General features: G+C 71.9%; 7 protein-coding genes. 1 reads left to right on the forward strand and 6 read right to left on the reverse strand.

Annotation, left to right across the window (positions count from 1 at the left end):
• The 6 genes from VGX25_RS09940 to VGX25_RS09965 form a co-directional block, all read right to left on the reverse strand.
• Nucleotides 1-306: hypothetical protein (locus tag VGX25_RS09940; RefSeq protein WP_414635749.1), on the reverse strand; the 306-nt coding region annotated here is incomplete at its 3' end.
• Between the two features lie 7 nt (nucleotides 307-313).
• Nucleotides 314-1,519, reverse strand: coding sequence for a hypothetical protein (locus VGX25_RS09945; protein WP_326917351.1), 1,206 nt, complete (start codon nucleotides 1,517-1,519; stop codon nucleotides 314-316).
• A gap of 31 nt (nucleotides 1,520-1,550) precedes the next feature.
• The gene (topA, locus tag VGX25_RS09950; RefSeq protein WP_414635750.1) at nucleotides 1,551-4,256 is read right to left on the reverse strand and encodes a type I DNA topoisomerase; all 2,706 of its coding nucleotides are present in this window, start codon (nucleotides 4,254-4,256) and stop codon (nucleotides 1,551-1,553) included.
• Nucleotides 4,257-4,426: 170 nt separating this feature from the next.
• Nucleotides 4,427-5,026, reverse strand: coding sequence for a hypothetical protein (locus tag VGX25_RS09955; RefSeq protein WP_326917353.1), 600 nt, complete (start codon nucleotides 5,024-5,026; stop codon nucleotides 4,427-4,429).
• A gap of 142 nt (nucleotides 5,027-5,168) precedes the next feature.
• Nucleotides 5,169-5,693, reverse strand: coding sequence for a hypothetical protein (locus VGX25_RS09960; RefSeq protein ID WP_326917354.1), 525 nt, complete (start codon nucleotides 5,691-5,693; stop codon nucleotides 5,169-5,171).
• An 83-nt stretch (nucleotides 5,694-5,776) separates the two neighbouring features.
• Nucleotides 5,777-8,068: a sodium-translocating pyrophosphatase gene (locus VGX25_RS09965; RefSeq protein WP_326917355.1), complete on the reverse strand. Its 2,292-nt coding sequence runs from the start codon at nucleotides 8,066-8,068 to the stop codon at nucleotides 5,777-5,779.
• A 155-nt stretch (nucleotides 8,069-8,223) separates the two neighbouring features.
• Here VGX25_RS09965 and VGX25_RS09970 point away from each other — a divergent pair, with 155 nt between their 5' ends.
• Entirely contained in the window at nucleotides 8,224-10,527 is a 2,304-nt protein-coding gene (locus tag VGX25_RS09970) for a DEAD/DEAH box helicase (protein ID WP_326917356.1), read from the forward strand.
• Nucleotides 10,528-10,588: the final 61 nt, after the last annotated feature.

Consider the following 10,588-nt stretch of genomic DNA (forward strand, 5'->3'; position numbering starts at 1 on the left):
GCCCGGTCGGGGGTTGGGCGCCACGATGCCGGGTGTGTCGGCCGGTATGCGGACCGGGGGCGCCGACGCGCGGCGCGGCGCCGGCACCCCCGGCGGCTCCGGCTCGTCCTCGCCCATCAGCACCGCGTCGACGGCGCGGCGCACCTCGGTGATGTCCGGCATCTCGGGCTCGGTGACGTGCACCCGGACGGGTTCGTCCTCCTCGAGGTAGCCGGATCCGGTCACCAGCCCGGACACCGGGTCGTTCCACACGGACGGCGGCGGGGGCGGCTGCGTGCCGTCGGGTTCCCATCGGGGCAGCGTCACCCGATGATTATCGCGCCCCGGCGGCGGCCGGCCAACGCGCCAGATAGACCTCCCGAGCGGCGAGACTGACCCGGACGTCGGCAACCAGCGGGTCGAAGAACGACGTGCGGTAGTGCGGGTCGGTGGCCGCCGAGGCGGCGAAGTACAGGCCGGAGAACACCGCCAGGAACAGCGACACCTGCACCAGCACGTCGGGCACCGGCAGCCGCAGGCCGAACAGCTCGCCCGACGGCGGCCGCCGGCCGATCCACGCCTCGACCACGTCCTGCTGCACGGTCAGCGCGCCGAACAGCATGAACAGGCCGAACACCAGCGCCGAGAAGACCACGATCTGCAGCGCCTGGGCCAGGAAGAGCACCAGGGCGATGTTCACCTTCTCCGACCGGGTCAGCGGGTGCTCGACCTTCTCGTGGCCGTCGTCGAGCACGTCGGCCAGTGGGGTGCCGACCACGTGGCCGACCAGGTCCGCCGTGTCGCCGGCGCGCACCGTGCGCACCTGCTCGCGCAGCTCGTCGGCCAGCACCGAGCCGATGAACAGCACGGCAAGGCCGGCAAGGAACGCCACCACCAGCCACAGTCGCCATCTCGGCAGCGCGGCGGCGACCTGCCACACCTCGGCGGCGAAGAAGGAGAACAGCACGACCAGCATGAGCAGCGGCAGCGCGCGGCTGGCCAGCGTGCCGATCGCGCCGAGCTGACCGACGGCGCTGCGCAGCGCCCAGGCCAGGATCGACCCGGCACCGACGCGCGCGAGGACCAGCAGCACCGGCACCGACAGCAGGTTCACCAGCACGTACGCCCACAGCCCGGCGCGCAGCCCGGCCCACCACTCGGCCGCCGGGAGCACCACCAGGATCAACGCCACCACGACCAGGGCGAGAACCAGCCGCCCGCGCTCGGACGACCGGCGCATCCACCGCGCCACCAGCCACCCGGCCAGCACCGGGATCACCAGCGCGGCGGCGGTCAGGGCGAGCAGCCCGATCACGAAGCCCGGGTTGTCCACCAGCCGGGCGAACTCGTCGTCCTCGACGGCCAGCAGCACGCCGAGGCCGGACAGCAGCGGGTCGATCACCGCCAGGAAGACCAGCGCCGGGGTGGCCCGCTGCAGCAGCGCGGCGCCGCGGAACCGGCGCCGGATGACCAGCGGCAGCCCGCGGCGGCGAAACCACGCCTCGACGGCGCGCCGGTCCGCCTCATCGGAGTCGCTCATGGTGCAGCGACACGCTAGCGGAAGACCCCGGTCAGGACTTGGACTTCGGCCGGGCCGGGGCCTTGCGGCGGGTGGTGCGCTTGGGGGCCGGGCCCTTCGCCCTGCGCTCGGCCAGCAGCTCGGCGGCCCGCTCGTCGGTGAGCGTGTCCACGCTGTCGGACTTGCGCAGCGAGGCATTGGTCTCGCCGTCGGTGACGTACGGCCCGAACCGGCCGTCCTTGACCACCATCGGCTTGCCGGTCGCCGGGTCGGTGCCGAGCTCGCGCAGCGGGGGTGCCGCGGCCGCCGCCGCCCGGCCGCGCCGCTTGGGCTCGGCGTAGATCTTGAGCGCCTCGTCCAGGGTGACGGTGAAGATGTCCTCCTCGCTGGCCAGCGACCGGGAGTCGGTGCCCTTCTTCAGGTACGGCCCGTACCGTCCGTTCTGCGCGGTGATCTCCTCGCCGCTGGCCGGGTCGGTGCCGACCACCCTTGGCAGCGACAGCAGCCGCAGCGCGTCGTCGAGCGTCACGGTGTCCAACGACATCGACTTGAGCAGCGAGCTGGTGCGCGGCTTGACCTTCTTGGCCTTCTCGTTCTCCGGCTCCGGCAGTATCTCCGTGACGTACGGCCCGAATCGGCCCTCCTTGGCCACGATCTCGTTGCCGGTCACCGGATCCGTGCCCAGCGAGCGCCCCTCCATGGGCGTGGCGAACAGCTTCTCGGCGATCTCCACGGTCAGCTCGTCGGGCGGCAGGTCCTCGGGGAGGTTGGCCCGCTGCGGGCCAGGAACGTCACCGCCGCCCTCCCGTTCAAGATATGGGCCGTAGCGGCCGACCCGCACGACGATCGGGCGGCCGCTGTCGTCGTCGAACAGCGGGATGGAGTTGATCTCCCGGGGGTCGATCTCCTCGACCCCGGAGCCGACCAGCTTCTTCAGACCGCCGGAGCGGGCCACCGAGCCGTCGGGCCCCATGTCGCCGCCGAAGTAGAACATCGACAGCCACGGCGTGCGCCGGGCCCGACCGTTGGCGATGCCGTCCAGCTCGTCCTCGAGCGCGGCGGTGAAGTCGTAGTCGACCAGCCGCCGGAAGTGCTGCTCCAGCAAGCCGACCACGGAGAACGCGATCCAGGCCGGCACCAGCGCCGAGCCCTTCTTCCACACGTAGCCGCGGTCCTGGATGGTGTTGATGATCGACGCGTAGGTCGACGGCCGGCCGATGCCCAGCTCCTCCAGCGTCTTGACCAGGCTGGCCTCGGTGTAGCGCGGCGGCGGCGAGGTGGCGTGGCCGTCGGCCGACAGCTCGGTCGCGGTGACCGACTGGTCCTTGGTCAGCCGCGGCAGCCGCCGCTCGGCGTCGTCGGCCTCGCCGCCGGCCTCGGAGTCCACCGCCTCGACGTAGGCGCGCAGGAAACCGGCGAAGGTGATCGTGCGGCCGGACGCGGCGAACGTGCACTCCTCGCCGCTGGCCGCGGTTCCGGTGATCCGCACGCTCATCGTGGTGCCGCGCGCGTCTGCCATCTGCGAGGCGATCGTGCGCTGCCAGATCAGCTCGTAGAGCCGGAACTCGTCGGAGTCCAGCTCGCCGGCCACCTGGCCGGGAGTGCGGAACACCTCGCCGGCCGGGCGGATCGCCTCGTGCGCCTCCTGCGCGTTCTTCACCTTGCGGGTGTACTGCCGTGGCTGCGGGGACACGTACGCGTCGCCGTAGAGGTCGCGGGCCTGGTTGCGCGCCGCGGCGATCGCCGTCTCGGACAGCGTCGTGGAGTCGGTACGCATATAGGTGATGTAGCCGTTTTCGTACAGCCGCTGGGCGATGCGCATCGTGCGGTCGGAGGAGAACCTCAGCTTGCGCCCGGCCTCCTGCTGCAGCGTCGAGGTCATGAACGGCGCGTACGGCCGGCGGGTGTACGGCTTCTCCTCGACGCTGGTGACGGTCAGCGCGGAGCCGGTCAGCGCCTCGGCCAGCCGGCGCGCCTCGGGCTCGTCGAGCCGCAGCACGGACGCACCCGGCTTGAGCTCGCCGTCGGAGCCGAAGTCCCGGCCGGTGGCCAGCCGGGTGCCGTCGACCGACAGCAGCCGGGCGCCGAACGACCGGGGCTCGGCGGTGTCGTCCCCAGCATGGCCGGCGGCTGTGCCCGTTTCCAACGTGGCGGAGATGTCCCAGTACGAGGCGGTGACGAAGCGCATCCGCTCGCGCTCGCGCTCGACCACGATTCGAGTGGCCACCGACTGCACCCGCCCGGCGGACAGGTTGCGCATGATCTTCTTCCACAGCACCGGGCTGACCTCGTAGCCGTACAGCCGGTCGAGGATGCGCCTGGTCTCCTGCGCGTCGACGAGGTCCTGGTCGAGATCGCGGGTGTTCTCCGCGGCGGCCCGGATGGCGTTCTCGGTGATCTCGTGGAACACCATGCGGCGCACCGGAACCTTGGGCTTGAGCGCCTCGATCAGGTGCCAGGCGATGGCCTCGCCCTCGCGGTCACCGTCCGTCGCGAGGTAGAGCTCGTCGACGTTCTTCAGCGCCTCCTTGAGCTCGCTGACCGTCGAGCGCTTGTCCGGGGTGACGATGTAGATCGGCTCGAACCCGTTGTCCACGTTGACGCCGAGGTTGGCCCACGGCTCGCCCTTGTACTTGGCCGGCACCTCGGCGGCCTTGCGGGGTAGGTCGCGAATGTGCCCGCGGGAGGACTCCACGACGAAGTCGCGGCCGAGGTAGGAAGCGATCTTGCGCGCCTTGGCCGGTGACTCGACGATCACCAGCCGGCGCGTTCCCCCGCCGCTTCTCGTTCTCTGTGTCGAGGATGCCAACGTCCGTCCCGCTCTCTTCTCCCGTTCGGGCGCCATGCCCGGGTCAGCACGCCAGTGTGCCCGCAATCCCATCGCGCACTTCGTACTGGGAGTATGACCCGTTACTACTTGTAGCAGGGTTACCCCGTCGCACGCACGCGCGAAACCACAGGCCATTCGTCCTGGGCCGCGGCGAGCGGATGCGGGCCGACCAGCTCCGCCAACCTGGTGAGTCTACGCCGTCCGGAAATTCGCAGACCCGGCCCGCCGCCGCGGACCCCGAGCGCCGTGGCGGCCAGCCCGCACCGGGCAAGGGCGCCGCCGAGCGGCTCGTAGGTGTCCGGCGCGCGCGGGTCGAGCCCGAGCAGGAAGCCGTTGTCGACCCAGCGCCCCGCGGCCAGCGTCCACAGCCGCAGCGCCGCGCCGTCCAGGCTCAGTCCGGCCGGCACCGCCTTGACCGCCCCCTTGGTCCAGGCCGCCGCCAGCTCGGCGAGGTCGGCGCGAAAGGCCGTGCGCACGAGGGGCGTGCCCTCGTCCGAGGTGGCCAGCTCGGCGTCGACGCCGCGCTCCTGGCAGGCGGCGGCGATGGCCTCGGCCCGCCAGGCCTGCTCGACCACGACCGACAGCCGGGCGGCGGCGCCGCCGAAGCTGACCACCTGCCCGGGTCCGCACAGCAGCCCGCCGAGGTCGCTCACCTTGGGCGCGTTGGCCTCGGCCGAGAAGAACGACAGCTGCGCCATCCGGGCCAGACTAGTGTGAGGTCTTGGGCCTGCCAACGAAACCTCAGCGGACCGTGACGGCACCCAGCCACAATCAACCCCGCCAACCGCACCATCGGCTGGAAGGCAACAACAGCAGTTAATTCCGGAGAGGCGGAGCTGCTCAGCGGGCGTCGAGCCGGCGGCAGGTCTCCGCCTTGTCGAACGCCTCCTTGAGCTGCTGGTTGGACTCCAGCTCCGCGGTCGGGTCCTGCAGCTCGCCAAGCGTGGCCAGGTCCTCGCCGGCCTTGGACAGCGCCGCACCCAGCGCGGCCGGGTCGTCGACGTTGGTCTGCTCCAGTTGGGACTTCGCGCCGTCGATGGCCTTCTTGGCGTTGTCCAGCGTGGTCGTCAGCTTGTCGACGGCCGCCGCGCCGTCGTCGACCGGCGGGGCGCCGGCGTCCCGGATGCCGCCGATCATGCCGCCCAACGCGTTGGCGATGTTCTGCAGGTAGGCGGTCATGCTCTCCTTGGCCTGCTGCGGATTGGTCGGGTCGACGTCCGGCTGCTGGTGGAGCACGCCGAGGTTGCCCTCGACCGACTTGCACACCTTCTCCGCCCAGGCGACCGGATCGGTGCTGCCCGAGTCGTCCCCGCACGCGGTCATGGCGAGCGCGAGGGTGGCCAGCACGGCAAGGCGACGCATCATCCGGCCATGATGGCATTCGTCCACAATGGACAGATATTCCGGGGCCGGCCCGCGGTGCGGACCGGCCCCGACGTCGCGTGCCGCTAACCGGCGTTCGACACCCGCTCGGCGGGGTTGTCTGCGATCGCGGTCCCGCGCCGCTTGGACACCACCACGGCCGCCACCACGATCGCGGCGGCGAGCAGCGCGATGAGGATCCGCACGCCGTTGCTCTTGTCCTCGCCGAACGACAGCGCCACCACGGCCGGCGCGATGAGCAGCGACACCAGGTTCATCACCTTGATCAACGGGTTGATCGCCGGGCCGGCGGTGTCCTTGAACGGATCGCCGACGGTGTCACCGATCACCGTGGCGGCGTGGGCGTCGGAGCCCTTTCCGCCGTGGTTGCCGTCCTCGACCAGCTTCTTGGCGTTGTCCCAGGCGCCACCGGAGTTCGCCAGGAAGATCGCCATCAGGGTGCCGGTGGCGATCGCGCCGGCCAGGTAGCCGGCCAGCGGGCCCACCCCGAGCCCGAACCCGACCGCCATCGGGGCCAGCACGGCGAGCAGGCCGGGCGTGGCCAGCTCACGCTGCGCGTCCCTGGTGCAGATGTCCACCACGCGGCCGTACTCCGGGCGCACCGAGTAGTCCATGATCCCGGGGTTGTCGTGGAACTGGCGGCGCACCTCGAACACGACCGCGCCGGCCGCCCTGGACACCGCGTTGACCGCCAGCCCGGAGAACATGAACACCACCGCCGCGCCGATCGCGACACCGACCAGCACGTTCGGGCTGAACACCAGGAAGTCCTGCGGGTTGAGCGCCGCCTGACCCGCCTCCACCAGCGCCTTGCCGATCGCGTCGGTGTACGAGCCGAACAGCGCGGTCGCGGCCAGCACCGCGGTGGCGATCGCGATGCCCTTGGTGATCGCCTTGGTGGTGTTGCCGACCGCGTCCAGCTCGGTGAGCACCTGCACGCCATCGCCCTGCACGTCACCGGACATCTCGGCGATGCCCTGCGCGTTGTCGCTGACCGGACCGAAGGTGTCCATGGCCACGATCACGCCGACCGTGGTCAGCAGACCGGTGCCGGCCAGCGCGATGGCGAACAGCGACACGAAGATCGAACCGGACAGCAGGAACGCGCCGTACACCGCGGCGCCGATCACCACGGCGGTGTAGACCGCGGACTCGAAGCCGACCGAGATGCCGGACAGGATCACCGTGGCCGGGCCGGTCAGCGAGGTCTTGCCGACGTCCTTGACCGGCTTGTGCTCGGTGCCGGTGAAGTAGCCGGTCAGCCACAGGATCACGCCGGCGAGCACGATGCCGATGATCACCGCGATGGCCGCGATCAGCGCCGGGCTGCCCGAGATCGTCGTGTCGGTGGCGCCGTCGAGCTCGCCGAAGGAGTTCGGCAGGTAGATGAACGCGGCCACGGTGCACAGCACCGCGGAGATCAACGCCGAGATGTAAAACGAGCGGTTGATGGCGACCAGGCCACCCTCGCCGGCCCTTGCGCGGGTGATGTAGACGCCGATCACCGCGGTGATCACGCCGAGCGCGGGGACGATCAGCGGGAACATCAGGCCCTGCACACCGAACGCGGTGCTGCCCAGGATCAGCGCGGCGACCAGGGTCACCGCGTAGGACTCGAACAGGTCGGCGGCCATCCCGGCGCAGTCACCGACGTTGTCGCCCACGTTGTCGGCGATCGTGGCGGCGTTGCGCGGGTCGTCCTCGGGGATGTTCTGCTCGACCTTGCCGACCAGGTCGGCGCCCACGTCCGCGGCCTTGGTGAAGATGCCGCCGCCGACCCGCATGAACATGGCGATCAGCGCCGCGCCGAAACCGAAACCCTCCAGCACCTTGGGCGCGTCGGCGGCGTAGACCAGCACCACCAGCGACGCGCCGAACAGGCCGAGCCCGACGGTGGACATGCCGACCACCCCACCGGTGCGGAAGGCCACCCGCATGGCCTTCTCCCGGCCGTGCTCCTCGCGCGCGGCCGCCGCCACGCGCAGGTTCGCCTGAGTGGACAGCCACATGCCCAGGTTGCCGATGGCGAACGAGAAGACGGCGCCGACGAGGAAGAACAACGATCGGCCTATCCGTTCGCCCCAACCCGCCGCCGGTAGCGCGAGCAGCAGCAGGAACACGATCACCCCGAAGATCGTCAGGGTGTTGCGCTGCCGCTTGAGGTACGCCGCGGCGCCTTCCTGCACCGCCTTGGCGATGTCCTGCATCTTGGCCGTGCCCTGGCCGGCGGCCAGCACCTCCTTGAGCAGGACGTAGCCCACGCCGAGCGCAGCGAGGGCGATCACGGCGACCACGACCACCACGCCGCGATCACCTCCGGATAGCGACAAGCCATCCGCCAGCAACTGCCCGGACATCCGTCCTCCTGGTACGTCTGCCGGCACCTGCGCCGGCAACCGGTGACTGGACGTGCGCCACCGGGGACTCATCTATGGGACCGGCGGAGTCTATTGGTTGAGCTAGCCGGCCCTGCGAGGCGTCCCCGTCAGGCCCCTGTGCGAACCTTGCGAACGTGCGTGTGAACACCGGTCGGCGACTGCTCGATCGCGTGCTGGCCGGCGTGCCCGCCGGGGAGAATCCGTTGACCCACGTACGGGATCTGCCCGAACGTGCCGCCGGCTGCGTGCCGTGGCCGTCGTGGGTTCCCGACCTCGTGCGGGACGCCTTCATCCGGTGCGGGGTGGCGCAACCGTGGGCGCACCAGATCGAGGCGGCCGAGCACGCCATGGCCGGCCGGCACGTGGTGCTGGCGACCGGCACGGCGTCCGGCAAGTCGCTGGCCTACCAGCTGCCGGTGGCGGTCGCGCTGACCGCCGACCCGCGCGCCACCGCCCTGTACCTGGCGCCGACCAAGGCCCTCGGCGCCGACCAGCTGCGCTCGGCGTGCGCGCTGGAGCTGCCAACGCTGCGCCCGGCCAGCTACGACGGCGACACCCCGATGGCCGAGCGGGACTGGGTGCGCGCGCACGCCAGGTGGGTGTTCACCAACCCGGACATGCTGCACCGCGGCGTGCTGCCGGCGCACGGGCGCTGGGCGGGGTTCTTCCGGCGGCTGTCGTTCGTCGTCGTCGACGAGTGCCACGGCTACCGCGGGGTGTTCGGCTCGCACGTGGCGCTGCTGCTGCGCCGGTTGCGCCGGGTCGCCCGGCTGTACGGGTCGGACCCGGTGTTCGTGCTGGCCTCGGCCACCGTGACCGATCCGGCCGGGTCGGCCACCCGACTGTCCGGTGTGGACTGCGTGGCGGTGACGGCGGACCACTCGCCCCGGGGCGCGCGCACGGTGGCGCTGTGGGAGCCACCGCTGCTGGCGGACGTGGCCGGCGAGAACGGCGCGCCGGTGCGCCGCCCGGCCGGCGCCGAGGCCGCCAGGATCCTCACCGACCTGGTCGTCGAGGGGGCGCGGACGCTGGCGTTCGTCCGCTCCCGGCGGGGCGCCGAGCTGACCGCGATCGGCGCCCGGCGCGCGCTGTCCGAAGTGGACCCTTCGCTGGCGTCGCGGGTGGCCGCCTACCGGTCCGGCTACCTGCCCGAGGAGCGGCGGGCACTGGAGAGCGCGCTGGCCGACGGCGAGCTGCTCGGCGTGGCCAGCACCAACGCTCTCGAGCTCGGGGTGGACATCGCCGGGATGGACGCGGTGGTGATGGCCGGCTACCCGGGCACGCTGGCGTCGTTCTGGCAGCAGGCCGGGCGGGCCGGGCGGGCCGGTGACGGCGCGCTGGTGGTGTTCGTCGCCCGCGACGATCCGCTGGACACCTACCTGGTGCACAACCCGGCCGCGGTGCTGGACAAGCCGGTCGAGGCCACCGTGATCGACCCGCTCAACCCGTACGTCCTTGCGCCGCAGCTGGCCTGCGCGGCGTGCGAGCTGCCGCTGACCCCGGACGCCCTGGCCGCGTTCGGCGGCCCGGTCGCCGAGCGGGTGGTCGACAAGCTGGTGGCCGACGGGACGCTGCGGCGGCGGCCCACCGGGTGGTACTGGACCAGCCGGGACAAGCCGCACTCGGCGGTGGACATCCGCGGCTCCGGCGGCGAGCAGATCGCGGTGGTGGAGGCCGACTCGGGCCGCATGCTCGGCACCGTGGACCCGGGCTCGGCGTGCCGCACCGTCCACCCCGGAGCCGTCTACCTGCACCAGGGTGCGTCCTATGTGGTCGACGAGCTTGATCTGGACACCGGGCTGGCGTTGGTGCACGCCGAGGATCCGGAGTGGACGACGTCGCCGCGGGAGCAGGTGGACATCTCCGTGCTGCGCCGGGCATCGCGGTCGTCCGGTGGCGGGGTCGAGGTGTGCCTCGGCGAGGTGGCGGTGACCGCTCAGGTGGTCGGCTACCTGCGCCGGCTGCCGTCCGGTGACGTGCTCGACCAGATCCCGCTCGACCTTCCCGCGCAGACCCTGGAAACCCGGGCCGTCTGGTACACATTGGACGCGCCGTTGCTGCGCGCCGCGGGCCTGACGCCGGCCAGGGTCCCCGGCGCGCTGCACGCCGCCGAGCACGCCGCGATCGGCCTGCTGCCGCTGTTCGCCAGCTGCGACCGCTGGGACATCGGCGGCGTCTCCACCGCCATGCACCCCGACACCGGCGCCGCGACCGTGTTCGTGCACGACGGCCACCCCGGCGGAGCCGGCTTCGCCGACCGCGCCTTCGCCGCGTTCCTCCCCTGGCTGTCCGCCACCCGGGACGCCATCGCCGCCTGCGAATGCCCGACCGGCTGCCCCTCCTGCGTCCAATCCCCCAAGTGCGGCAACGGAAACGACCCCCTCGACAAACCCGGCGCCGTCGCCGTGCTCGACGTGGTGCTGACGTCGCTCGCCTGACCGGGGCTCGGCCGGCCGTGGACAACACAGCGCGCCGGGGGCGTCGGTGTCGACGCACCCC

Source organism: Actinophytocola sp. (assembly GCF_035942955.1).
Classification (GTDB): Bacteria; Actinomycetota; Actinomycetes; order Mycobacteriales; family Pseudonocardiaceae; genus DASYTH01.

Bases quoted from the DNA above. Each gene is read 5' to 3' on its own strand.
- VGX25_RS09960 (WP_326917354.1), bottom strand. From the start codon at position 5,693: ATGATGCGTCGCCTTGCCGTGCTGGCCACCCTCGCGCTCGCCATGACC.
- VGX25_RS09955 (WP_326917353.1), bottom strand. From the start codon at position 5,026: ATGGCGCAGCTGTCGTTCTTCTCGGCCGAGGCCAACGCGCCCAAGGTG.
- VGX25_RS09945 (WP_326917351.1), bottom strand. From the start codon at position 1,519: ATGAGCGACTCCGATGAGGCGGACCGGCGCGCCGTCGAGGCGTGGTTT.
- VGX25_RS09965 (WP_326917355.1), bottom strand. From the start codon at position 8,068: ATGTCCGGGCAGTTGCTGGCGGATGGCTTGTCGCTATCCGGAGGTGAT.